The organism is Tumebacillus lipolyticus (genome assembly GCF_042682745.1).
Lineage (GTDB): Bacteria > Bacillota > Bacilli > Tumebacillales > Tumebacillaceae > Tumebacillus_A > Tumebacillus_A lipolyticus.
This window is the reverse complement of the sequence record NZ_JBHUIO010000002.1, coordinates 819,799-844,996: the sequence shown is the minus strand read 5'-3', so window position 1 is coordinate 844,996 and position 25,198 is coordinate 819,799. Positions and strand designations below refer to the sequence as shown.

The window sequence follows — 25,198 nt, the reverse complement described above, 5'->3', positions numbered from 1 at the left end:
CTGGTTGAGGAGGGACGAAAGCGTTGGCAAAAGAAAAAGAGTTGACCGATGAGTTGAGGGATTTTGCGCCTGGCGTTGACTTAGAAGACGCTTACGGGTTGAAGATTTTGAATGCCAATCAGGTGCGCGCAGTGGTCAAGATCGAGACGGATCGCGGCACGTTCGCCTTGAAAAAAGTGGGTCACAAACCGGAAAAGCTTCAGTTTATTTGCGAAGCGCAAGAGCACCTATGGAACAACGGCTTTCAAAAGTTGCCACGCTTTGTCAAGACGGGGGATGGTCGACCGTTCATCGAAGTTGAGGACGGCCTGATCTTTCTGAGCAATTGGATCGAGGGAAAGGAAAGCAACGTCAACGACCTTGTGCAATTGAAGCAGATCGTTCGCCTACAAGCTGAGCTGCACCGTGCATCCAGAGGGTTTCAGCCATCGGTGGAAGCGCACATCAAAACCAGATGGGCAGGGTGGATCGAGCGCTTCGAAGAGGAGTTGGCCGACATTGCGGACACGTATAAGCGCTTCCGAGGTCAACAGCCGCAATCGGAGCTGGAGGAGGTGTTCCTCGCGACGGTCGAACCGATGCTTGAGATGGCGGAGACCGGCGTGCGGGAGCTAAAAGCATCGCCATATCGCGAGGTGCTGCGCCGCGAGCGCAACCTGAGAGGGTTTGTGCATGGCGACTTCACATACCACAATTTCATTCAGACGCCAGACGACGAGATGATGGTGATCGATTTTGACTATTGCGCCCACGAACTGCGCGCCCATGATTTCGCTCGCTTCATGCGCAAGATGCTTCGACGCACCGATTGGTCTGTCGATACGGGCAATCTGATCTTGCGCACCTATCACGAGGTCGATCATCTGTATGAAGATGAATTGCAAGTGCTTCGCGCCGTGCTGTTCTTCCCGCAGCGTTACTGGCGCGCTGTGGAGCGCGGGTTCCTCTCTCTGCGCTACACCCCTGAAGGATCGATCAAAAAAATGCGCCAAGAAGTGGCGCGGCTTGATAACTGGAAGCGTTTCCTCGATTCGTTTCCAACTCGACTCTAAGGGAGAAGAGGGGAGCCGCGATGGAAGAATTGACGACCGCACAGGTGCTCGATCTGTGCGGATTTTCCCCCGAAGTGTTGGAGGCGTATCCACTTGAGGTCACGCAGGCGATCCCAGTTCGCAAGGTGGTTCGTCTCCTGACGCCAAAGGGCGAATACGCGTTGAAAAAATTTAAACTGTCGGCCGATGAGCTGAGCTTCTCCTTGGCGGCGATGCGGCATGTGCGAGAGAAAGGCTTTCCGGTGCCAAGAGTGCTCACCACTTCCGCTGGGGAATCGTTTGTCAAAGGGGACGAGGGCTATTATTTTGTGATGGAGTGGATGACCGGGCGCGAGAGCAAGTACGATCATGCGCTCGACCTGGCGATCGCCTCTCGCGGTCTCGCAAAGTTTCATGATGCTTCGCAAGGGTTTTGGCCTCCGCTCTGTGCGGGGAAAGAGCAATGGGGAACTTGGACGGGACACTTTCTGGAGCGGATCGAAGAGCTGCGCAATTGGATGGTGTTGGCGGAGCTTGGAGGGACTGTGTTCGACCGCATGTTCGCCGAAGAGGCAGCATATTGTATCCAAGAAGCGTCGCGATCTGTGGAATTGCTCTTTTCTTCGCGCTATGAGGAGATCACCAAGGAAGAGCGCGAGCGGATGGGATTTTGCCATCATGATTATGCGCATCACAACGTGCTGATCTCGGGCGATCAGCACGTGTCGCTGATCGATTTTGATTATGCGCTCTGCGACATCCGCGCACACGATCTTGCGTCGTTGATCTTGCGGAATATGAAGAGCGTGAAATGGGACAGTCGAACAGCCTATTTTATCGTCAAATCCTATTTTGAGCTGGCGGAACCACAGGAAGGGGAAGAGCGATTGCTCCATGCGATGATGCGGTTTCCGCAAGATTTTTATGAGGCGGGCTACTTCCACTATGTGACCAAAAACAGACCGAACGAGTTTTTGGAAGGTAAACTGCGCAAGTGGATCGGACAGAAAGCGAGGCGCGAGCGCTTTATGAACGAGTTTGAAGCTGGTGCGCGCTATGTATTTAAATATGGAAAGATCAGGTAGCACGTTCGGGTGAAGGGGTGACAGGATGAAGATCGGTCTGGACGCACGCGGTGCTATCTGGTATCGCGGAACGGGTATCGGAACCTATACGTATCAACTGATCAAAAATTTGTACGTGCACGACAAAGAGAACGAGTACCGCTTTTTTTGGCCGGGAGATGAATATAAAAATCTTGACCCGACGGTGGATGAAATCTTCAACTCGATCGAGCGAAGCAAAGATAAATTTTGGGAAGAAGTTCACATTCCGATGAGCGTGGAACAGGAGAAGATCGATCTGTATCATGTACCGCAAAACGGCATCGGGCTTCCTCTGAAAAAAAGCTGTCCCAACGTGGTGACGGTGCACGACCTCATCCCCTATCTCTATCCGGAGACGGTTGGCAAAGGGTATCTGAAGATCTTTCTGCAGGAGATGCCGCGGATCATGGAGCAGTCCGATCTGATCATCACCGTGTCCCAACATTCGAAACGGGACATCCAGCGCATCTTTCAGATCCCGGAGGAGAAGATCGTCGTCACTCCTGAAGCGCCGGAGAGCGTGTACCGGCCGATCGATCGACAAGTTGCCAAGCGGTTTGTCAAAGATCGATTTGGCATCGACCGACCGTATGTGATCTATATCGGGGGCTTCTCCCCACGAAAGAATGTCAGAGGGCTGATCAACGCTTTTTATGAGATTCAAGATGAGATCGATCCGAACTACGCGCTCGTTCTCGTCGGCAAAGAGGCGCGAGATTATGATGATACGGTGATGCTGGTGGAGGCGTTGCGCTTGCAAAAACGGGTGATCTTCACCGGGTTTGCTGCCGTGCAGGAGTTGCCACACCTCTACAATGCGGCCGATCTGTGCGTCTACCCTTCCTATTACGAGGGATTTGGCCTGCCGCCGCTTGAGGCGATGGCTTGCGGGGTGCCGACGATCGCCTCCAACGCTTCTTCCATCCCCGAGGTGACCGGGGATGCAGCATTGTTGGTCAATCCGCACGATCTGTTCGAGTTGGCTGAACAGATGAAGCGGGTGCTGGGATCGCAAGCGCTGCGGGAGCAGATGAGCGAAGACGGATTGCGACAAGCTGATCAATTCTCTTGGAAACGCTGTGCGCAAGAGACGCTGGCCGCTTATGAACAGCTGTATGCGCGCACCAAATCGCAGTCTGGCTAACGGATGAACGATCGTGAGCAAGCGGCGGGTCGACCGAACGGACGGGTCGACCCCTTTTTTGTTAAGTCATAATCGTACAGGCATTCTCATAAATTTGAGAGTGTCGCACTATGATCGAACGATGAAGGAGGGACTTCGAATGAACGATGCGGACATGACTCCATCGATTCGCATTCATGTAGATCAACAGCTGACGATCGACGAGGTGAGCGGCAGCGAAGAGGTAGAAGATGCGACCCTGGCGACGGAGATAACCGGGTTTGATGTAGAGGATGACGCCTATGTGCTAAAAGGCGCTTTGTCATTTACCGGATTTTTGCGGCGGGAGGACCGGTCATCCCTGCCAGCAGAACAGGAAGAGGGATGGGAAGCGGGCGACGTTTTTGACGCGCAGACGGAGATCGCCGAGGCGCAGGTGATGCCTTTGCACCACCGCATCCCGTTCGTGCTGCAGGTGCCGATGGCCGCTCAGCAGGACTATCAGCGCCAGCATGGCATTCTCGATGTCAACCCGAAGATCGGACAGTGGAATGCGCATGTGCTCGGCGAAAAGACGGTGCATCTGCGGGCCGAGTTGGTGATCGCAGGGCTGTCTGGCGGAGAAGGGTACGTGTTTCGCTGTGGCACACAAGAGGAGGGCGCTTTTGCACCCAAGCTGGATCAACTGCTCGACCACGAGGAGCCGCTCTCGTTTGAGCGGTTGCAAGGGCAGCCTGACGGGGAGTTCGAGCCTCCGTTTGATCAGATTTGGAGCCTGGAGCAGGCGGCACGGCTCAGTGCGGACACCGCCATCGAGCCGGAAGCGGCAGAGGAGGATGACTGGCTGATCGAATCTCCGGCTGCCACCGCGAAGGAGCAGGAAGCATCCTTTGCGCGGAAGGCTGAAGCGGCGGGGGAAGAGGAAGAGTCGGACATCATCTTTACGCCCGATCCAAGCCTCGTCTTCCCGATGCCCGAGCCGGGGACGGAGTGGGCGCGCCGCTTGGAAGAGCGCGACGATTCAATCGCTCATGACCAGTCTGAACAGGAGCAGTACGGGCAAGGGCAGTTCGGACAGGAGCAGTTTGGGCTGGTGCAGTTCGGGCAGGAGCAGTTCAGACAGGAGCAGTTCGGGCAGGAGCAGTTCGGGCAGGAGCAGTTTGGGCAAGAGCAGTTCGGGCAGGTGCAGTACGAGCAAGGGCAGTTTGGGCAGGTGCAGTTCAGACAGGAGCAGTTCGGGCAAGGGCAGCCCAGACAGGAGCAGCAGGCGAGCGCTGAGCCCGATCGATCGAACGATGAGCAGCAGCCGAGTGTGCGCTTCGGATTCGATCGGACGTCAGCTCCTCATCCGTATGCACCGCCGAGTTATGAGTTTGGGTATGGCAGGCAGACCGTGCGTCCCCATGTGGTCAACCCTTCCTATTACACGGAAGCGGAAGGTCCTGCCGATTCGAACGCTTTTAGCAATCAGGCACCAGCAGAGCAGCAGCCGTCCGCCTCGATGACACCACCGCGACGGGAGGAAGCGCAAGCGGGTGGAGCGGAAGCGGATGAATTCGCTTTTGTGGTGGAAGAAGCTCGCGCGGAGGAGCGGAGCATCGCTGCGGACAGCGGCGATCAGCAGGGAGCAGAATCGGATGCGGTGGCGCAGGAAAGTGTAATCGCGGAAGCTTACCCGCAAGCGGCCGAAACGCTTGAAGATCGTCCCTATGAGGCGGAGTATCAGTTTGAAGACGAAGTGTTCGATCCTGAAGCTGCGATGCAGGGGCAGGCGACCGAAGCGGTAGAGTCAACTCCCCCCGGTTCACCGAAGCTTTCGGTCGGCGCGAAGCATGGAGAAAATGGAGCCGCTTGGCCGGTCAAACTCTCCTCGCTCCTCGGCGATTCAAAGTCGCGCGAGGAGGAGCGTGAGAGCTCCTCCTCTGCAAAGATTCCTGAGTCGTCATCAGTCCAAGCGGGAGCACCAGAAGCGTCGGAGAGCACATCTGAGTCGGTTGCTAAGCGCGAGTCCTCAACGCATCAGGCGGTGGAGCAATCGGTTGTCAACCGCGAATCATCTTCCTCTCACCAAGTCGAGGTCTCCTCGGTTGCAGACCGCGAATCTTCTTCACTTCACGGTGCGACTCATTCGATTGCGGAGTCGTTGTCAGTCGAACCGGAAGTGTTGGAAGCGCTGGAAATCCAGAGCGACTCGTTTGCCGATCGCGAATCCTCAACGCATCCTCTGGGGATCACCACAAAGTCGTTCGACGATGACTCCTTCTGGAGCGAGATGTTGGTCGGCCAGCCGGAGAGCAAGGTGACGATGAAGTTTAAAGTCGTGCAGGTAGAAGACTCGCTGCCAGATCTTGCGGAACGCTACCAAACTTCGGTCAGCGAACTGCTCCGGGCAAACAACTTGCAAGATCATGATCTGGATATCGGGCAGATCCTCTACATCCCATCGACCAGACGCTCATGACTGGAAAAACAGGCAGACGAATGCGTCCGCCTGTTTTTCGTCTACTCTTTGGTACGAACGCATAGGCTGAAATCAAGAGTCGAGGGAGGGGAGTCGTATGGTCAACGATCTGCTGGAGGTGATCGTCGAGTCGGTGGTACCCCGCTATGGTTTGGGCGTGTCAGGCGTGTCGCCGCTCGATGAGCGCTCCTTGCTGTTAGATACAAATCGCGGGATGAAAGTGCTCCGCATCGATACGGACGAACAGAAGGTGGAGCGGCGGCACGCGCTGTGGGAACACTTTGCAAAACGGGGGGTTCGTCGCATTCCGCGCCACATTCGCACGCTGTACGGAGATGCGTTCGTCGTGCAGGGGGGCCATTTTTATACGGTCAGCGATCTGTGGGAAGGGAGGGTGCCAGACCTCGATCCGCACGATGTGCGCCATTGTGGTCGCCATCTGGCGGAGCTGCACCGAGCGGCGAAAGGGCTGCAGCTCAACGAGCCGATCAAACTCCCCATGCGCCACGGCACCTGGATGGAGCGGTTTGCCCAAGCGGGCGATGAGCTTCACTCGCGCTACTGCGCCTGGTCGGAACTGCGGCAGAAAAATCGGTTGCAGGAGCGATTTCTCACGCATTATGAGTGGCTTGCCGAGCAGATCGCGCGGGCTGTGGAAGGGCTGTCTGCTGGCAAGTATCAGGACCTTTCGCGGCGCTCCGAGGCAGAATGCGAATTCGCGATCGGGGACTATCGCCTGCGCGAACTGCGGATCGGAGAGGCGGGACGGGTTGCCATCCTGCACGTCGATGATGCGATCTCCGATCTGCCGCTGTACGATGCGGCGCGGTTCGCTCATCTGCTCTTGGAGCGGGGGGAGCAGGAGCTGGCTCGGGAATTTCTCGATGCGTATGGCGAGGAGGCCGGGATGAGCGAGCAACAGCTGATCGTGCTCGATGCCTATCTGGCATTTCCACATACTGCTTACCGCCACCTGACACAGTTCCGCACGATGAAGCGAGGAGACGACCTGTTTGCTGAGCGTTTTGAGCGGGCGGTCGAGGTGGGGCGAGCCCGCAAGCCGATCGTATACGGTGCGGATGGAGCGAGGTGGATGTAACTCGATGCAACTCGGTGGGAGAGGAGGGCGAACCTGATGCTGTATGCGGTGATCCTGGCTGGAGGTGTGGGGAGTCGGTTTTGGCCGAAAAGCTCGGCTGCAAACCCAAAGCAGTTTTTGCAAATCTTTGGGGACAAGAGCTTGCTCCAGACGACAGCAGGCAGGGTACGCCCCTTGATCCGTCAAGATTGTATCTATGTGGTGACGAACGATCGGTATTTTGACAAGATTCGCGAACAGCTGCCTGAGCTGCCGCCGGAAAATTTGATCATCGAGCCGGAGGCGAGGGAGACGGCAGCTGGGATTGGACTTGCGGCGGTCAAACTCGCTCGGCGCGATCCGCAGGCGGTGATGGCCGTCTTGCCATCCGATCACTTTATCGGCTCGGAGCAAGATTTTAGGCGCTGCCTGTCGTGGGCAGCCGAGTTTGCGCGCAATCATAAGATGCTGGTGACATTCGGCATTCGTCCGACCGAGCCGAAGACCGGGTACGGCTATATCAAGATGGATCGCCTGCTGGTCAATGACAACGGCAGGCGGGCGTATCACGTGGCGGAGTTCACAGAGAAACCAGATTTTGAGCGCGCGCTCCGCTTTCTGCAAGCTGGCAAATACTTGTGGAACTCCGGGATGTTTGTCTGGCGGGCGCAGGAGATCTTGCAGGCGTATCGTCGGCACATGCCCGACATGTATCAGCATCTGGCGCAGATCTATGAGATCCTCGGCAGCGCCGAGGAGCAGGAGGTCATCCGCGAGACGTACGCCAAGATGCAAAAGCTGTCGGTCGACTACGCGATCATGGAAAAGGCGGAAAACGTCGCGGTGATCCCCGCCGACTTTGCTTGGGATGATGTGGGGTCCTGGCGATCGGTCGAGCGATTTTTGAGCCACGACAACGCGGGCAATATTGTCAACGGGTTGCACGTTGGCATCGACACATCCCGCTCGATCATCGAGAGCGAAGATCTGCTGATCGCGACGATCGGCGTCCGGGATCTGTTGATCGTGCAATCTGACCGCGCGATCCTCGTCGCTGACAAAGAGCGCGACCAAGAGATCAAAGATCTGGTCAGGCGGATCGAAAAACGAAACTTGCGAGAGTTTCTGTAAGGGGGAGGAAGCGCATGGCGAAGAGGAAAGAGGAGAAGGAACTGCTAGACGTGTTCGATTCTTACGGCGCCGATCCGGACGTTTTGCGCGAGTGGGATCTGGAGGTCGAGAAGGTCAGGCAGGTTCGAGGCGTGTTGAGAATCAAGACGGCGGTCGGAACGCGTGCGCTGAAGAAGGTGAACGTCGCCGAAGGTCGAGTGCGCTTTGTGCAACAGGTGATCGATCATCTGGCGAACAAAGGCTTTCACGATGCGCCGCGCTTTATTCGCACAAAGTACGGCGATCCCTATGTGGTGCATTCGACGGGGATCTACTACCTGACCGATTGGAGGCCGGGCAAGGAAGCAGATCTGAAAAAGACGAAGAACATCTTCTTGGCGGCAGAGACGATGGCTAAGCTGCACAACGCGGGCATCGGGTTTGCAGGGGGCGGATTTGGGCAGGAAACCCGCGAGGATTTCTCCGCGCAGTGGGGGAAGTTCCGGGCGAAGCTCAGCAGCTATGATGCGAATCTGGAAGAGCTTCGGGAACAGACAGGGATGGATGATTCCTATCGCCAGCACCGCGAGGAACTGGTGAAGATGATCGACCATGCTTCGGAGCAGCTGGCGCGTTCTCCCTACCCGCAGATCATCGAATGGGCGCGAGAAAACAGGACGATCTGCCACGGTTCCTTTTCGCGGCAAAACTTGATCGTGGAGAAAGAGCGGATGGCGGTCGTCGATTTTGATCACTGTCATTTTGGCCACCCGCTGCACGACCTCGGCGCTCTGCTCACCCGTTATATGCCGCGATTTAAGTGGGAAGCGTCGATCGGGTTCTCCATTCTCGACGTCTACAGAGCGGTGCGGGAGATCAGCGCGGAGGAGATGACGGTGCTCGCCGCCTACCTTTCCTTTCCCAAGCGCACGCTAGAGGTGGTCGAAGCGTACTTTGAGCGCAAGCGGGATTGGGATGCTGAGCGCTTTTCCAGCAGATTCCGCAAACAGTTAGCGCTCGATGAGGGCAGGGAGATGTTCGTACAGGATCTGATCGCCCGCTACGGGCTGAACTTGTCCGCCCCGTCCTTCGCCCCCCATTTGGAAGGGCTGGAATCGTATGACGATCTGGAAGCGATGGAGTCCTCGTCGGTGGAAAGCCGTGCGGATGGGTGGGAGGCGCCAGAAGCGCATGCGGTCGATCTGTCCGAAAGCGCTTCGATACACGAGCGGGAAGAATCGTCTGAGGTTCGGCTGGCCAGCCATGAAAAAGGGCTGGAGGAACGGCGCACGGACAGTCGCTCCGTTCTGCCAGATGCTGCTCCACGAATCAAGCCGCGCCGCAAGCAGAAGCCGGGACCATGGCGTCCGGGGCGATAAGCGAACTAACGCTGCCAGAGCTGCCGTTCAGGAGGGGCAGCTCTTTTGCTGTTCTTTGGCAGTCAGGGAACAGGCGATGCGTAGGCTGGATGAAGGTGATCGTATATAATGAGAGGAACTGACCGAGAGGGTGGTGATCTGATGGAGCTGGCAGAAGTGCTTGCCAAACTGGAAGCGATGGGGACGGAACAGAACCGAAAAGTGTATGGGCGACATGGGATCGGCGTCAACATGTTCGGTGTGTCCTTTGCGGAGATGAAGAAGTTGGCCAAGGAGATCAAAAAAGATCAGCGGTTGACTGAGCAGCTGTGGGAGACGGGAAATTGGGAGGCGCGAGTGGTTGCGACGATGATCGCCGATCCGAAGCTGATCGAGGAAGCGCAGCTTCACACCTGGGTGGAGTGCCTGACCGACCACACGCTGACCGATGTGCTGACGAGCAATCTGGCGAGCAAGACCCCATTTGCCCAAGCGTTGATGGTAGCGTGGATTCGCTCAGAAGAGGAATGGGTGGGCAGGGCAGGCTGGCAGATGCTCACGCAGCTCGCGCTCGGAAAGGAGCCGCTGCCGGACGAGTTTTTTGAACCCTTTCTCGAAAAGATCGGGACAGGCATCCATCAGAGCAAAAACCGGATCAAAGAGGCGATGAACACGGCGCTGATCGCCATCGGGTCGCGCAACGATCTGCTGGAGGCGAAAGCGCTACAACTTGCGGCGGCGATTGGGAAAGTGAAGGTCGATCATGGGGAGACCGCCTGTAAAACACCAGATGCGACCGCCTATATCAATAAGATGAAGCAGAGAAAGCTGGCCAAAGCGAAAGCGTGACCTGCCGAAAAGAGATGAAAAAGACACCACAGCTGCGGTGTCTTTTTCATCTCTGGGTACAAGTGCTAGAAAGTTCGCTTCGCTCCGATGTAGCGGGAGCCCCAATAATAGGGGTCGTTGATGTTGGCGATGCTGACACCGCGGGAACTGGCGGCAGATATAAACTCTCCGTTGCCGAGGTAGATCCCCACATGGCCGACGACGCCAGGCTGACTGAGCGAGAAGAAGACGAGATCTCCCGCTTTCAGATTGCTTTTGGCGACCGACTGACCCACCGTGTACTGGTCGCGGGAAACGCGCGGCAAGGAAAGGCCGTTTTTCGCAAACACATACTGCGTGAAGCCAGAGCAATCGAATCCGCTCGGCGTCATGCCCCCCCAGAGGTATGGCACGCCAAGATAGGATTTTGCCGATTGGATGATCTTCTCGCTCGGCGGTACATAGGTGGGTGCAAGCGCTTGGTGAGCCCGTCCATCTGTCGCGATGATCGCCGAGAGCGACGGTGCGTGCCAACTGACGTTCGCATCCAGAGCTTCTGTGGCGAAGCGGATCGGCACGAACGTGCGATCAGACTTCAAGACCGGCTTCGTATCCATCCACTCTGCCTGTCCGTTGATCAAGATCCGCGCGTCCCCAGTCTTTAGCTGGACGGTGTCGTTTCCTTTCGACAGCGTGACAGAAACTTGCGTGCCTTCCTGCTTCCAGTCGACTTTGTAGCCCATCGACTCGGTCAAAAATCGGATCGGCACCTGCATCCGGCTCGATCCGTCCACAAACGGTTTCGCGTCTGGGAACGAGATCAGCTTGTCGTTCAGCTGGACTTTGTAGATCGAAGAATCGGCAGCCTCTGCATCACCTTGTACTTGACAAAAAATTCCGACCATCGCAATTGCGCTGATGGCCAACTTTGTGCCCCACGATTTCATTTTATTGCATTGCCTCCTCAAGCGCCTCCGAGGTTAGTTGACGGGTTCGGGAAGAGGATTTCCCTTGTTCCAAGTTGAAGAACATTCACCCCAAAGTAAAGCGTCCCCCGTACTTGTCCTGACTTTCGACAAGATTCGGCATATTTGCATTTCATGCTAACATGGGGCAGATGCAGGAACAAGACGGGAATGGCTGGAAAAGGGCATCGCTTGCGCAAAAACACCACCCGGACAGGTCGGGTGGTGTCGCAGATCAGGCGCCGACAAACATGGCGACCATGATCAAAAAGAGCAGGAGCAACAAGAAGACATCGAGCACGTTCGGGAAGAACAGCGCTCGGAGAAACACGATCGCGATCGCGCCGCCAAGCAGGATCTTGACGGTGCGCAAGAGCAGGAAGTACATCGGTCAGTCCCCCGTTTCCAAATCCTTTCCTTGACAGTGTATGTGCTCCTGCCCGCCCGATGTGCGCAGTCCGTGACGAATGCCCAGGGTTCTGCATACGCTACAAGACACTGACAACAAGGTTGCAGGGGGGACAGCCCGCATGGACATTCAATTTGGAACGGAAGGTTGGCGCGGACAGATCGCCGACACCTTTACGACCGGCAATCTGAGACTGGTTTGCCAAGCGATCGCCGACGAACTGCACGCGAAACAGGTGCAGGAAAGCGGGGTGGTCGTCGGATATGATACTCGTTTTCTCTCCGATGTTTTTGCGCGGGAATGCGCACAAGTTTTAGCTGCGAACAGCATCCCTGTCTATCTGTTCGACTCGGTCACGCCGACACCGCTGCTCTCGTTCGCGGTTCGTCATCTCGGCGCGGCCGGCGGTCTGATGATCACCGCCAGCCACAATCCGGCCGTATGGAATGGCGTGAAATGGAAAGGGCCGCATGCCGGCCCGGCCAACGAGGAAGAGATCGCGCAGATCGCCGCACGCCTCGGCAAGACGGCTGCGAAGAGCATCCCGTTTGACAGTGCGAAGCGGTTGGGAATGATCGAGCTGATCAACCTCGATCAGCCGTATTTTGATCAACTGCTTCGCTTTCTCTCCCCGACGCTCGATCGAGAGCTGCGGCTGCACGTTGTCGTCGATGCGATGCACGGTGCGGCGGGCGCCTATTTTAGCCGCGCGCTGGAGGCGCTCGGCTGTCAGGTCACACAGGTTCGATCAGATCCAGATCCTACGTTTGGCGGCGTCAACCCGGAGCCGATCCCCAAAAATCTTGGCGTGCTGATGGAAAAAGTGCTGGAGGTTGGGGCAGATCTCGGCCTCGCCACCGACGGGGATGGCGATCGGCTCGGGGCGGTCGATGCGCAAGGCAATTATGTGTCGCCACAGATCTTGTTCGCCCTGCTCACGCTGCATCTGCTGCGCGACCGCAAATGGTCGGGGTCGGTGGTCAAAACGTTTTCCACCACTTGGCTGATCGACCGAATCGCCGATCTGTACGAGGTACAGATGCATGAAGTGCCGATCGGATTTAAACACATCTGCGGCCTGATGCAGGCGGAAGATGTGCTGATCGGCGGCGAGGAAAGCGGTGGCATCGGCATCCCGCTGCACATGCCGGAGCGGGACGGGATTTTTTCTGGGATGCTGTTGATCGAGCATCTGCTGCTCTCCGGCCAGCAGTTGTCAGATGCGATCGATCAGCTGATGTTTCTCGCCGGATATCACGCGTATGACCGCATCGACCTGCCGCTCGCCCAAGCGAAAAAGGAGTCGCTCTTCCGATCGCTCGTCCAGCAGCCGATCACGTTTGCCGGCGATCAGATCGAAGAGGTGCAGACGCTCGACGGCGTCAAATACAAGCTTTCGGACGGCAGATGGATCCTGTTCCGGGCGAGCGGGACAGAGCCGCTGTTGCGCATCTATGCGGAAGCGCGAGAATCGGAGGATGTGAGCCGGCTGATCGCAGCGGCAAAGCGCTTGGTCGACTAGCAGTTTTTAAGGCGCGACTCCCTCGCGACAGAACATCCAACAGGGGCATTTGCTCCCCTCTTGGATGTTTTTGGCTTTCATGCCCATACTACGTAGAGAAGAGCGAACGAGCGGAGGGAGCAGAATGTTCGGTGCGGCTGAGATTTTTTTCAATTTGATCTGGTTCGCGTTGTTGCTGCTTGGTACAATAATTACGGTATTCATCTTGCGAAAACACGACCCGTTTGACGATGGGCCTTCTGTCGATGATGAGCCGGGAGAGGTGTAGCCGATGTGGCAACGCATTCGGTGGGCTTGGCGCAACCTGTGGCGCAAACCGCTGAGGAGCTCGCTTCTGCTCACCTCGACAGCGATCACTTCGGCGATCCTGTTCCTGAGCTACTTCTTCCTGATGTCTGTGCAGCAGAGCCTGACCGCAAGCGAAGCGCGATTTGGCGCCGACGTGATGGTCGTGCCAAAAAACTATGGCAAAGTGGCGGAGCAGTTGATGATCTCCGGTGAGGTGAGCCCGTTTTATATGCCCGCCTCTGTGCTGGACAAGCTGCGGGAGATTCCGGAGATCGAGCAGATGGCACCGCAACTCTTTTTGGAGACGTTTTCTGGCACCTGCTGTCAGGTGGAAGGGGAATTTCCGGTGATCGCCTTCGATCCGAACCGCGATTTTACGCTGCGCGGATTTCTCAGCGGAACTGGCAGGGAGCTGACGAAGGAGAAGGTGATCGTCGGCAGCGATGCCGGTGGGAAAAATGCGATCTACCATCTGCGCTACAAAGCATACCAAGAGCGCCTCACCCTGTTTGGGCGCGATTTTGAAGTGGCGCGGGTGCTCTTTCCCACAGGAACCGGGGCTGACAAGACGATCTTCATGACGCTCGATGCTGCGCGAGAACTGCGAGTATCAGGTCGCAACCAGCTGCAGTTTCCGCCAGACAGCATATCGGTCGTGCTCTTGAAAACGGCTCTTGGCGATGAAGAGTTTGTCAAGCGACAGATCGAGCGCAAAGTTCCGGAAGCTTCTGCCGTCACGGGCAGCCAGTTGCGCGAGACGATCGAACGGCAGCTGCTCCCGCTGCGGCTGCTGTCCTACTCGATGATCGGAGTGGTGCTGCTGATGGCGGCGGTGCAAGGGATGACCTTGTTTTCGGCGCTGGTTCATGAGCGGATGCGCGAGATCGGCATGTTTCGAGCGCTCGGGGCGGGAAAGTGGACTGTCTACCGGCTCTTGCTCACCGAATCGCTCTTGTCGAGCGTCGTCGGCGGGACTGTCGGCGTGTTTGTCGTCGCGGCCTTTCTCGCCGACAATCAGGCGGTGATCGCCAAGCTGTTCCAACTGCCGCTGCTCTTCCCAGAGTTTTTGCCATCTGTGGGACTTGCGCTGATGGCGATCCTGTTGACCTCGCTGATCGGCATGATCGCAGCTGCCGTGCCGATCCGGTCGATCTTGCGTCAAGATCCCTATGATGCGATCCGAGAGGGGGAGTAGCGTGCTAAAGCTTGCAGGCGTGAAGAAAACATACAAGAGCCCTCAAGGGTTCATTCGGGCGCTTCGCGGGATCGATCTGGAGATCGCAGATGGAGAGTTTATCGCGGTGATGGGGCCTTCTGGCAGTGGGAAGTCGACACTGCTTTCGATCATCGGACTGCTCAGCGTGCCGACCAAAGGGTCGATGTTGATCGACGGGCGGGAGACGAGCGGGCTTGGCGAGCGGGAGCGCACGAAGCTGAGGTCTGCACAGATCGGATTCGTTTTTCAATTTCCTAGTCTTGTCTCAACGCTCAATGTGCGAGAAAATGTAGTATTGCCAAAATTATTAAGCGGTGCAGTCACCACAGCAGATCGAAGGCGGGCGGATGAGTTGCTCGCTTCGGTTGGACTGGGGGATCGCGGTGAGGATCGGTCGTTTGCGCTCAGCGGAGGGGAGCAGAGGCGCGTGGCGTTGGCCCGCGCGCTGATCAACGACCCGATGCTGTTGCTCGCCGATGAGCCGACCGGTGCCCTCGATGAGCGGACAGCGTCCGAGATGATCGAGCTGCTGCACCGGGCGAACGCTGCGGGCAAGACTGTGGTGATGGTGACGCACGACAAGATGTTGGCGAAGCGGGCGCACCGCGTGGTATCGATTCGGGATGGAGTGATGGTGGAGTGAAAGGTTTGAACTATCGTTTTCTTTTGATTACTTCTGGCGTGTTGGGTCTGTTAAGCGGCCTGTTGCCAGCATTTTTAGGCGATCAATATCTGTTTACGACATTGCCGATCGCGATGATGTTCGCATCGTTCTTCATCGTGCCGAGGGTCAAGGAGCGCAAGTTGGCGAGCGCCATCCTTGTGACGCTTGCAACCGCTCTGATCGCGTTGATCTCGTTCTTCATCTATCAGTATGCGACGCTCGATGCGGAGATTGCGACGGCCAACTTGAAGACCGCGCTGCTCAACTTGCCGCTGTTGGTGCTGATCATCTCGATCGCCGGATCTTGGGTCTTCGTCAAAACGCATGAGTGGACGGAGCGCAAGCGCGCGCAGATGGAAGCGAAAGTGCAGCAGAAGCAGGGCGAGAAAAAGGGCGATAAGGGAGATAAGGGCGGTCGCGCAACCAATGTGCGCAGAGGGCGCGCCAACAAGGCGTATGTTCCGCATGCCACCAAGAAACACTACCGCAATACGAAAAAGAAAAAGTAGTGCTTTTGCTTTGATTTTGCTTTGACAAGAAATGACGATGTTGTATACTATGAATCAAACAACATTTCATAATGATTGACTGTGAAGGGAAAGAGTAGGTTGTGAAAGTCTTCAGAGAGGGTGGCTGATGCGCTGAGAGGCCGCCTAGACGGAAGGAACCGAACGTCGTCCCGGAGTTGTCTTCCCGAACGCGCGCACCATGGGCGCGTCCAGTAAGGAAGACCGGTGAACCCGTTATCTTCCCGAGTGCGCAAGACGTCCGTCTTGCGAACAAAAGGTGGTACCGCGGAAACAGCGTCTCTTTCGTCCTTTTTTGAGGACGAGGGAGACTTTTTTATTTTCTACAGGAGGCGGATGGTTATGGAAGAGCAAAACATTCCGAAAGTGTATGATCCCAAGGCGGTAGAAGACCGCCTGTACAGATGGTGGATTGAAAACGAGCTGTTCAAAGCGAACGGCGAGCCGGAGAAAGAACCGTATGCGATCGTGATTCCACCGCCAAACGTCACCGGCGTGCTGCACATGGGCCATGCGCTCGACTTCACGCTGCAAGACGTGCTGATCCGCCGCAAGCGCATGCAAGGGTATGACGCGCTGTGGCTGCCGGGAACTGACCATGCGGGCATCGCGACCCAAGCGAAAGTGGAAGGGAAGCTGCGCGAAGAGGGAATCTCCCGCTACGACATCGGTCGCGAAAAGTTCTTGGAGAAAGTGTGGGAGTGGAAAGAGCAGTACGCCGACACGATTCGCAACCAATGGAGCAAGATGGGCTTCTCGCTCGACTACTCTCGCGAGCGCTTCACGATGGACGAAGGGTTGTCGAAGGCGGTTCGCCTCGTGTTTGTCAAGCTGTATGAAAAAGGCCTGATCTACCGCGGCAAGCGAATCATCAACTGGGACCCGGCCGCTCGGACCGCTCTGTCAGACATCGAGGTGGAGTACAAGGATGTTCAGGGCGCGCTCTACCACATGCGCTACCCGCTCGAAGACGGAACGGGTGAGATCGTCGTCGCGACCACGCGACCGGAGACGATGCTCGGCGATACGGCAGTAGCGGTCCATCCGAGCGATGAGCGCTATCAAGGCATGATCGGGAAGATGCTCGCCCATCCGATCACCGGGCGCACGATCCCGATCGTCGCCGACGACTATGTTGACCAAGAGTTTGGTACCGGCTGTGTCAAGATCACCCCTGCACATGATCCGAACGACTTTGAGATCGGCCAGCGTCATCAGCTCGAACAGATCATCGTGATGGATGAGGCGGGGCAGATGAACGAAAATGCTGGCCCATATGCAGGTCTCGATCGCTTCGATTGCCGCAAGAAGATCGTGGCAGACCTGCAGGAGCTCGGCGTTCTCTTCAAGATCGAGGAGCATCTGCACTCGGTCGGCCACTCGGAGCGATCCGGTGCGGTGGTTGAGCCGTTCCTCTCCACTCAATGGTTTGTCAAGATGCAACCGCTGGCAGATGAAGCGATCAAACTGCAAAAGTCGGAAGATAAGGTGCGCTTCGTTCCAGAGCGCTTTGAGCGAACCTATCTGCACTGGATCGAAAACATTCGCGACTGGTGCATCTCGCGTCAGCTCTGGTGGGGCCATCGCATCCCAGCTTGGTACTGTGACCACTGTGGCGAGACGATCGTCACGATGGAAGAGCCGACCTCTTGCTCCAAATGCGGACACGATCATCTGCGCCAGGATGAAGATGTGCTCGACACTTGGTTCTCCTCCGGGCTGTGGCCGTTCTCGACGATGGGCTGGCCGGAAGAGACGGAAGATCTGAAGCGTTATTACCCGGGCAATGTATTGGTGACCGGCTATGACATCATCTTCTTCTGGATCGCGCGAATGATTTTCACCTCGCTCGAATTTACAGAAACAAAGCCGTTCCAAGACGTGCTGATCCACGGCTTGATCCGCGACTCAGAAGGACGCAAAATGTCCAAGTCGCTCGGCAATGGGGTCGATCCGCTCGAAGTGATCGAGAAGTATGGTGCGGACGCGTTGCGCTTCATGCTGATGACCAACGCATCGCCCGGCAACGACTTGCGCTTCTTCTGGGAAAAGGTCGAATCGGCGCGCAACTTCGCGAACAAAATTTGGAACGCATCGCGCTTTGTGATGATGAATCTTGGCGAAGACTTCCACTATGCAGGTCTGGCCGGTGCGACCAACCTCGGCACGGCAGACAAGTGGATCTTGCATCGTTTGAACGAAACGGTACAGGATGTGAACGCTCGCCTGGAAAATTACGACTTTGGCGGCGCGGGTTCGGCCATCTACGAGTTCTTGTGGAACGAGTATTGCGACTGGTACATCGAACTGGCGAAAATGCCGCTCAACGGCGACGACGAAGCGGCGAAGAACACAACGAAAAACGTGCTGATCTATGCGCTCGACCAAGCGCTCCGCCTGCTGCATCCGTTCATGCCGTATCAGACGGAAGAGATCTGGCAGCACCTGCCCGTTCACGCGTCTGGCGAGTCGATCATGCGTGCCGCCTATCCGGAGTACAACGCCGATCTGGCAGATGCGCAAGCGGAGAAAGAGATGAACTTGCTGATCGACCTGATCCGCTCTGTTCGCAACACGCGTGCGGAGATGAACGTGCCGCCGTCTCGTCCGATCACCTTGCAGATCAAGGCGAAAGATGCGGAGGTCGAACAGATCTTGCACAGAGGGGAATCGTACATTCGCCGATTCTGCAACCCTGATCAATTGACGATCGGCACAGACATCGCAGCACCTGACAAGGCGGTGTCGAACGTCGTCACCGGCGCAGAGCTGTTCATGCCGCTCGCAGGGCTGATCGACCTTGACGCTGAGATCGCGCGTCTGAAAAAGGAAGAGAAGAAATTGGACGGCGAGGTAGAGCGCATCGAGAAAAAACTGAACAACCAAGGATTTGTTGCCAAAGCTCCGGCCGACGTGATCGAGACGGAGAAGGCAAAACTGGCAGACTATGCAGAGAAGCGTGAAAAAGTACGCGCCCGCATCAACGAATTGCGCGGCTAAAGGAGTACCGAATACGTGACAGCCATCGAGTGGATTCACAGCTTCGACCGTTTCGATGGGCGAGGCGGTATCAAGCCAGGTTTGGAGCGAATGCAGGCGATGCTCGAACGACTCGGTCGCCCGCACGAGCAACTGAAGTTTCTGCATGTGGCCGGTACGAACGGCAAAGGTTCAACCTGCTCCTATTTGGCCAACATCCTGCAACATGTCGGCTATCAGGTTGGACTGTATACGTCACCCTATCTGACGCAATTTCATGACCGAATGTCAGTTGGCGGTGTGAATATCACAGATCAAGAATTGGATCAGATCGTCGCAGAGCTGCGACCGGTGGTGGAGGAAGTGGCGGCGACCGAGGTGGGATGCCCGACAGAGTTTGAGGTGCTGAGCGTGCTGTCGATCTTGCACTACGCTCGGCAAGAGGTCGATTTTGTCGTCTGGGAGACTGGGCTTGGCGGTCGACTCGATTCGACCAATGTGGTCACGCCACTGCTCTCGTTGATCACCAACGTCGGGCTGGACCATCAGGCGATCTTAGGTGATACGCTTGAGCAGATCGCAGCCGAAAAGGCGGGAATCATCAAACCTGGCGTGCCTGTCTTGACGACTGCACATGGGGTAGCGCTTGAGGTGATCAAACGAACTGCCGCGCAAAATGGATCGCGCTGTTTGACGTTTGGTGACGACTTTGCCAGTGAGCGCTCCAGATTCGGCTGGGAAGGGCAGACGTTCGATTGGCGAGGCTTTGAGGGGGAGCTTTCCCAGCTGCAGATCAAAATGCTCGGGGAACATCAGACGGTCAACGCTTCGCTTGCTGTTGCCGCCTGCCAAGCGTTGCAAGAACTCGGCTATCCGATCGATGAAGCGAGTGTGCGAGCAGGCCTTGCGAGCACCGCTTGGGCTGGGCGCTTCGAAGTGGTCGCCCAAGATCCGCTGACGGTGCTCGATGGGGCGCACAACCCAGAGGGCGCACAAGCGCTTGGCGCAGCACTTCGCGAGTTGCTCCCGCAGCGAAAAGTGGTGTTGATCGTCGGCGTGATGGCAGACAAGGCGATTCCAGAGGTGCTGGCACCGCTCGTTCCCCTGTCCGCTGCTGTCGTGGTCACCCGGGCGAACATGCCGCGCTCCGCACAGGTCGACCAGGTGGCGAAGATGGTCAAGTCGCTCGATTCGGAACTTCCGGTGCTCACTGCGCAATCGGTGGCGGAGGCGTTTCGACTGGCTGCACAACAGGCGGAAGAACTCGGTTGTCCGCTCGTCTGCACGGGCTCGCTGTACATGATTTCCGAAGCACGAGCGCTGTTTTTTCCTAATTAAATGCACGCGAAAGAAGGACCCCTGCGAGGGTCCTTCTTTCGTCGGGAGGAGGAGAGATCGACGTGGAGATTTGGGACTTTTTGCGCGAAGGGGTCAGACAGGGAGCTTCCGATGTTCATTTGACGGTAGGAGCACCTCCGATGTTGCGGGTGGAGGGCGATTTGCGACCGATCCGAGGGAGCGAGCCGCTTCGGGCGGAGGAAACAGCACAGCTCGTAGAGGCGCTGCTCGACAAGGAGCGATCGAGTGGATGGAAGGGAGGCGGGGAGAGCGACTTTTCCTGTCAATCGCCTGACGGGATACGATTTCGGGTGCAGGCGTTTCAGCGAATGGGACATCTGGCGCTCGCCATCCGCGTCATCCCGAGTCGAGTGCCCACTCCAGAACAGTTAGGTCTTTCCGCATCCCTGACCAGCCTGATGGAGCGACGCCAAGGTCTGTTTCTCGTCACAGGGCCGACGGGGAGCGGGAAATCGACGACGCTTGCCTGTCTGCTTCAGCAGATCAACGAGCGGTATGCTCGTCGGATTATCACGCTGGAAGATCCGATCGAATATGTGTATGAACATCGGCGAAGCTTGATCGATCAGCGGGAGGTGGGGCGCGATACCGCATCTTTTTCATCAGGGTTGCGATCGGCGCTGCGGCAAGATCCGGATGTGATTCTCCTCGGGGAGATGCGCGACCAAGAGACGATTGCGACGGCGATCACCGCCGCCGAGACGGGTCACCTCGTCCTCTCCACGCTGCACACTTCCGATGCGCCGCAGACGGTCGATCGCATGCTCGACGCCTTTCCAGCGCAAGGGCAGCGGCAGATTCGCGCGCAGCTAGCCTCCGCGCTGCTCGGTGTGGTTTCACAGCGCTTGTTGCCGCGAGCGGATGGGGGTGGTCGCGTGGCAGTCCAAGAGATTTTGATCAACACGCAAGCAGTGGCGAACCTGATCCGCACAGAAAAAGCACATCAACTCCGCACCGCGATGCAGACGGGAAGATCGATTGGCATGCAGACGTTTAGGATGCACTTGGTGGAGCTGTTGCGGGCAGGGGTGATCGATGAGCAAGCGTTCGAGTCGCAGGTGAAGATGATCGGGAACAAGGAGTGAACCGAGAGGTTCGCCAGCAGAGAAAGGGGAGGAAGAGATGGGAGCATCAGAACCTACACGAGAAGGTGTTCGCAAGGGGACGAGGTTGAAACGAGAGCGCAAAGCGGGTACTCGCATAGGCGAATCGCTCTGCTTGCTCTTCGCGGTCGCGCTGTTGCCGCTGCTGCTCTTGGCGGTTGGAGTCAGCGGAGATGCGATCGTCCGCTGCAGTTTGTGCGGCCTGCTGTTGATCTTGACGATCACCGACTTGCGCTCGATGACGATTCCGAATCGCATCTTGTACCCGGGAAGCTTGATCCTGTTCAGCATGCGCCTGTTCATCCATCCAGAACCGTGGTGGCAATATCCGCTCGGTTTTATCTGCGGAGGGCTGATCGTCACTCTGCTCGGGCTGATCGCAAACGGGATGGGTGGGGGAGATATCAAGCTGTTTGCGGTGATCGGCATGGTGTTGGGCATCCCAGGCGTGCTGCTCGTCCTCTTTTTCGCCTGTCTGTGGGGATCGCTGATCGGGTTGCCGCTCAGATGGAGCGGGGTGATCAAGCCTCGTCAACAAATACCGTTCGGGCCGTTCATCCTGCTCGGAACGCTGAGCGCCTGGGGCGGTGGCGAGGAGCTCGTTTTGCAGTATGTTCAAGCTGTATCGTAGGTCTTTGAAACGGCACAAGCGATCGATTGTAGGTTCTCGTCGTGCGAGCTTGCGCATATTCTCAGGGAGAAACATGTAAAAGCTGTCGAATTTTTCTGTGAAGAAAGAATTCTGTCATTTCCATTTGCACCCATTGTCAGAAATGAAAGTGCAAGGTATACTGTATCCAGTTCTTGTCCGCTAGGTAAATGGGGGTAGTTTCCAGTCGGGAAATTACAAAAAAAGAGGTGGTTGAGTGCTAAAGGTCAACCGAAAGTCTGTCTACTGCTTATCTGCAGCAGCTGTTGCACTGCTTTTGGGAGGTGCGGCAACAGCATCCGCTACTTACAAGACAATCGACTTGGAAGTGGACGGACAGAAGCAGGAAATCTCCGGGTTCCGCGTGGGAACGGTAGGAGAACTGTTGAACGATCAGGGTGTTTTGATCGGAACAGGAGACTTGGTGCAACCAGCAATAACAGACGCACTTGCAGATGGGACTACGATCACAGTAAAGCATGCAAAGTCAGTAGAGGTGCTTGACGGCACCAAAGAAGCGATCCAAGTAAAGACGCAAGCCGGCACGATCGAAGAGCTGATCAAAGAGCTCGGCATCGAATTGAGCGCAAGCGATAAGACCAACTTGGAACTGAAAACCTCGATTGAAAACGGACAAAAGCTTTCGATTATCCGCAGATCTGAAGAAGTGCAAGTCGCAGAAGAATCTATACCTTTTCAGACCGAACGCCAGCCAGATGCCAACTTGTACACGGGCACTGAGAAAGTGCTGACATCCGGTGTGGAAGGGAAAGCCACGATCACGACGAAAATTGTGATCGAAAATGGCAAAGAAGTCGATCGTTCAAAAGAGCGTGCAGTCGTCAGCGAACCGGTCAACCAGGTGGTCGTCTACGGGACGCAACAGCGTCCGGTCGTGGTGGCGAGCCGTGGCGGGGAAAACTTGACAGGTACGCGCGTGATGATGATGGCTGCTTCGGCATACTCGATGCCTGGCTCACGGACTGCAACCGGCTCGGTGGCAGGCAGAGGGACGATCGCTGTCGATCCTAGAGTGATTCCGCTCGGAACGAAATTGTATATCGAGGGGTATGGCTATGGGGTGGCAAGCGATGTCGGAGGAGCGATCGTTGGCAATCGCATCGACATTCATTTTGATACTCGCGAACAGGCGCTTCAATTTGGAGTTCGGTCGGTCAAAGTGCACATCCTGAATTAATCTTCTATCAATAAAGACGTACGAAGACACCGATTGGTTTCACGCCAATCGGTGTCTTTTTTATTTTTTGCTCTATCGTTTGTCATAGCCTACCACAGCTCTTCATAGACTCTATCAAGTAGACGGGAACCTCTGCAGAGGTTCCCTCGAATGAAGAGGAGTGGTGTGCGTGGAGAAACCTCAGAACGCTGGCAACATCGATCACAAAAACTCTGGCACCTCTCAGTTGACGAGGAGGTTGCCGTCTCGCTTACAGAGCGGCGCGTCAAGCGGCGTCTTCGGCAAGGAGAAAATCGTGTTTCCCTTCCTGCTCGCAGCGCTGACCGGAACCTTGCTCGGAGTCTGCTTGCTGTTTTTGTTTAAAGTTCAACCGTCAGCGTCGATCGTCTCGGCCAATTCTCCGGCGGCCGAGAGCGGTGAGCAGGAGCTGGTGAGCGCCGAGGCAGAGCTTCCTGGCGTTTCGCTATTCGCCATGCAGATCGGCGTTTTCAAGGAGCGTGCCCGCGCGGAAGCACTTCAAGCTGCTGTCGCCGACAAAGGAGTTGGTACTGTCGTCCGCGGCGAGGACCCGTTTCAAGTGTTCACCGCTGTCACCGCAGACAAGGCGGCTGCGCAGCCGCTAGAAGCGGAGCTGAAAAAGCTGGAGATTCAACACTATGCGAAAGAGTTTCTCATCCCTGCTCGCTCCGGTCGCATGATCGGCGTGGGGGAGGCGGGCGCCAAAGCGGTCACCGAGGGGCTGAAGCAGGAGCTGCAAGTGGCGACGAGTGCGATGCAGCTCTCCGTACTTCCTTCAATAAATGCTGAGCAGAAAAGCTCGATCCAAGAAGCGTTCAGCAAACTTGAGGCGGAGCGGAAAAACGTCTTGAACATCCTCGACAAAGGGAAGCGCGGCGAGGAGAAGGCGATCTTGGAAAACATGCATCGCTCGCTGGCAGAAGCGATCGATGCGCTGAAAGCGGAAACGGGTATGTTTGCTGTGCAAGTCAAAGTGACCGCCTTTTATCTCGGCTATGAATCGCTCGTCTCCAAATTGCTGAAAAGCGTGTAGACAAAGCGTCAGCCCCCCATTACAATAGGGGTAACCTCACACGGTAAAGGGCAAACTTGTCGAAAGGCAAGGACGCAAAGCCATGGGTCTTCGGACGATTGTTCGTCAAAGATCGCCAGGTTGCAGGGGCAGACCTTATTCTGTCACACTCTGTTGCTGGCGATCGTTTCGGTACAGGATGATGGAAACGCCCTTTTCTTTCTGGAGAGGGCGTTATTTACTAGCAAGGGGTGTAGAACTGATGAACAGCATGATGCGCAACCTCTCGTACCTTTGTCTCTCCGTCACGCTGGTGACGGGCTTTGCTGCGACAAATGTCGCCTGTGCGGCGACCGCTCAGGTTGATGTACATAAGCCAAGCTCACTTTCGAGCATCGAATCGTATACTATTTTTTATGGAACGCCCAAGCCTGCCGCTCTGGAGAAGCTATCCGCCTACGATCTGGTCGTGATCGAGCCCCGCCTCTGGACGAAGGAGCAGGTGGATGTGCTGAAGCAAAAAGGGATCAAGGTCATCGGATACCTGAGCGTGCTGGAACAGTATCAGGATGCTGAGCTGCTCAAAAGCGCGACAGATGCAGATTATTTGAAGGTTGCGGGAGCGCGCGATTTTCGCACCGAGTGGAAAAGCTGGTCGATGGACATCAACAGCAACCACTATCGAGAACTGCTGATGAAAGACTATGCGGCGCACATCGCGGAGAAAGGGTTGCACGGTGTCTTCCTCGATACGATGGGCAATGTGGATGACCAGATCTGGCCGGCCGACATTTCGGATCGTCAGCGCGACGGAGCGGTGGCGTTCGTGGCAGCTCTGCGCGACCGCTACCCAGAGCGGACGATCGTTCAGAACTGGGGGCTGACCGAGCTGAAGGACCGTACCGCTCCCTACCTCGACGCAATCCTCTGGGAGGATTTCGATCCGCAGGTGGTCAATAAGGATCGGTGGAGCCAAAATCGAATGAAAGAACTGACCGCCTTGAAGCGAGAGCAAGGGTTGACTGTGCTCACCGTCGAAGTCGGTCTGACCGGCAAGCAGAAGACCAACTACCTAAGTCTCAACAGCAAGCTGGGCTTTATCGGTCAAGTGATCAAGAAAAGTTATGATGAACTCTAATTGATAAAAAACTAAAGTATGGTACGATGAGGAAAAGCTAGGATCATAAAAGGAGT

The 25,198-nt window shown here is 56.4% G+C and carries 21 protein-coding genes, 2 riboswitches and 1 other annotated feature; of the genes, 19 read left to right on the top strand and 2 right to left on the bottom strand.

What is annotated here, in order from left to right; all coding sequences use genetic code 11:
- Positions 1–23: 23 nt before the first annotated feature.
- From ACFSOY_RS03150 to ACFSOY_RS03115, 8 genes are all read left to right on the top strand, one after another.
- The gene (locus ACFSOY_RS03150) at positions 24–1,052 is read left to right on the top strand and encodes a CotS family spore coat protein (RefSeq protein ID WP_386044068.1); all 1,029 of its coding nucleotides are present in this window, start codon (positions 24–26) and stop codon (positions 1,050–1,052) included.
- Between the two features lie 20 nt (positions 1,053–1,072).
- Positions 1,073–2,116 (top strand): CotS family spore coat protein, encoded by a 1,044-nt coding sequence (locus ACFSOY_RS03145; RefSeq protein ID WP_386044067.1) that lies wholly within the window; start codon positions 1,073–1,075, stop codon positions 2,114–2,116.
- Positions 2,117–2,141: 25 nt separating this feature from the next.
- Positions 2,142–3,281 carry a glycosyltransferase family 4 protein gene (locus ACFSOY_RS03140; RefSeq protein ID WP_386044066.1) on the top strand — a complete coding sequence of 380 codons (1,140 nt, stop codon included), beginning with the start codon at positions 2,142–2,144 and terminating at the stop codon, positions 3,279–3,281.
- Positions 3,282–3,420: 139 nt separating this feature from the next.
- Positions 3,421–5,721, top strand: a complete 2,301-nt coding sequence (locus ACFSOY_RS03135; protein ID WP_386044065.1) for a LysM peptidoglycan-binding domain-containing protein — start codon at positions 3,421–3,423, stop codon at positions 5,719–5,721.
- Between the two features lie 97 nt (positions 5,722–5,818).
- The gene (locus ACFSOY_RS03130) at positions 5,819–6,820 is read left to right on the top strand and encodes a hypothetical protein (protein WP_386044064.1); all 1,002 of its coding nucleotides are present in this window, start codon (positions 5,819–5,821) and stop codon (positions 6,818–6,820) included.
- Positions 6,821–6,856: 36 nt separating this feature from the next.
- Positions 6,857–7,930: a mannose-1-phosphate guanylyltransferase gene (locus ACFSOY_RS03125; protein ID WP_386044063.1), complete on the top strand. Its 1,074-nt coding sequence runs from the start codon at positions 6,857–6,859 to the stop codon at positions 7,928–7,930.
- Between the two features lie 14 nt (positions 7,931–7,944).
- On the top strand, positions 7,945–9,288 hold the full coding sequence (locus tag ACFSOY_RS03120) for a CotS family spore coat protein (protein WP_386044062.1): 1,344 nt from the start codon (positions 7,945–7,947) through the stop codon (positions 9,286–9,288).
- Between the two features lie 141 nt (positions 9,289–9,429).
- A complete protein-coding gene (locus ACFSOY_RS03115; protein ID WP_386044475.1) occupies positions 9,430–10,116 on the top strand; it encodes a DNA alkylation repair protein in 687 nt (228 codons plus the stop codon).
- Positions 10,117–10,181: 65 nt separating this feature from the next.
- On the opposite strand, the gene ACFSOY_RS03110 is transcribed toward ACFSOY_RS03115, so the two are convergent.
- Together ACFSOY_RS03110 and ACFSOY_RS03105 are read right to left on the bottom strand one after the other, a co-directional pair.
- The gene (locus tag ACFSOY_RS03110; RefSeq protein WP_386044061.1) at positions 10,182–11,042 is read right to left on the bottom strand and encodes a C40 family peptidase; all 861 of its coding nucleotides are present in this window, start codon (positions 11,040–11,042) and stop codon (positions 10,182–10,184) included.
- Between the two features lie 7 nt (positions 11,043–11,049).
- Positions 11,050–11,193: riboswitch (cyclic di-AMP (ydaO/yuaA leader) on the bottom strand.
- Positions 11,194–11,295: 102 nt separating this feature from the next.
- Positions 11,296–11,448 carry a hypothetical protein gene (locus ACFSOY_RS03105; protein ID WP_386044060.1) on the bottom strand — a complete coding sequence of 51 codons (153 nt, stop codon included), beginning with the start codon at positions 11,446–11,448 and terminating at the stop codon, positions 11,296–11,298.
- 142 nt (positions 11,449–11,590) lie between these two features.
- On the opposite strand from ACFSOY_RS03105, the gene ACFSOY_RS03100 reads away from it, so the two are divergent.
- The 11 genes from ACFSOY_RS03100 (at position 11,591) to ACFSOY_RS03050 (ending at position 25,142) form a co-directional block, all read left to right on the top strand.
- Positions 11,591–12,991, top strand: a complete 1,401-nt coding sequence (locus ACFSOY_RS03100) for a phosphoglucomutase/phosphomannomutase family protein (protein ID WP_386044059.1) — start codon at positions 11,591–11,593, stop codon at positions 12,989–12,991.
- Between the two features lie 271 nt (positions 12,992–13,262).
- Positions 13,263–14,474 (top strand): ABC transporter permease, encoded by a 1,212-nt coding sequence (locus ACFSOY_RS03095; RefSeq protein WP_386044058.1) that lies wholly within the window; start codon positions 13,263–13,265, stop codon positions 14,472–14,474.
- Between the two features lies 1 nt (position 14,475).
- On the top strand, positions 14,476–15,138 hold the full coding sequence (locus tag ACFSOY_RS03090; protein ID WP_386044057.1) for an ABC transporter ATP-binding protein: 663 nt from the start codon (positions 14,476–14,478) through the stop codon (positions 15,136–15,138).
- A 5-nt stretch (positions 15,139–15,143) separates the two neighbouring features.
- Positions 15,144–15,668 carry a hypothetical protein gene (locus ACFSOY_RS03085; RefSeq protein ID WP_386044056.1) on the top strand — a complete coding sequence of 175 codons (525 nt, stop codon included), beginning with the start codon at positions 15,144–15,146 and terminating at the stop codon, positions 15,666–15,668.
- 72 nt (positions 15,669–15,740) lie between these two features.
- Positions 15,741–15,982 (top strand) — a binding site (T-box leader).
- A gap of 46 nt (positions 15,983–16,028) precedes the next feature.
- Positions 16,029–18,686 carry a valine--tRNA ligase gene (locus tag ACFSOY_RS03080; protein WP_386044055.1) on the top strand — a complete coding sequence of 886 codons (2,658 nt, stop codon included), beginning with the start codon at positions 16,029–16,031 and terminating at the stop codon, positions 18,684–18,686.
- A gap of 15 nt (positions 18,687–18,701) precedes the next feature.
- Positions 18,702–20,003, top strand: a complete 1,302-nt coding sequence (locus tag ACFSOY_RS03075; protein ID WP_386044054.1) for a bifunctional folylpolyglutamate synthase/dihydrofolate synthase — start codon at positions 18,702–18,704, stop codon at positions 20,001–20,003.
- Positions 20,004–20,065: 62 nt separating this feature from the next.
- Positions 20,066–21,109: a type IV pilus twitching motility protein PilT gene (locus ACFSOY_RS03070; RefSeq protein WP_386044053.1), complete on the top strand. Its 1,044-nt coding sequence runs from the start codon at positions 20,066–20,068 to the stop codon at positions 21,107–21,109.
- A gap of 37 nt (positions 21,110–21,146) precedes the next feature.
- Entirely contained in the window at positions 21,147–21,758 is a 612-nt protein-coding gene (locus tag ACFSOY_RS03065) for a prepilin peptidase (protein WP_386044052.1), read from the top strand.
- A 235-nt stretch (positions 21,759–21,993) separates the two neighbouring features.
- A complete protein-coding gene (locus ACFSOY_RS03060; protein ID WP_386044051.1) occupies positions 21,994–22,974 on the top strand; it encodes a 3D domain-containing protein in 981 nt (326 codons plus the stop codon).
- Positions 22,975–23,143: 169 nt separating this feature from the next.
- Positions 23,144–24,025, top strand: a complete 882-nt coding sequence (locus tag ACFSOY_RS03055) for an SPOR domain-containing protein (protein ID WP_386044050.1) — start codon at positions 23,144–23,146, stop codon at positions 24,023–24,025.
- 39 nt (positions 24,026–24,064) lie between these two features.
- Positions 24,065–24,153: riboswitch (cyclic di-GMP riboswitch) on the top strand.
- 113 nt (positions 24,154–24,266) lie between these two features.
- Positions 24,267–25,142, top strand: coding sequence for a glycoside hydrolase family 191 protein (locus ACFSOY_RS03050; protein WP_386044049.1), 876 nt, complete (start codon positions 24,267–24,269; stop codon positions 25,140–25,142).
- Positions 25,143–25,198 lie beyond the last annotated feature (56 nt).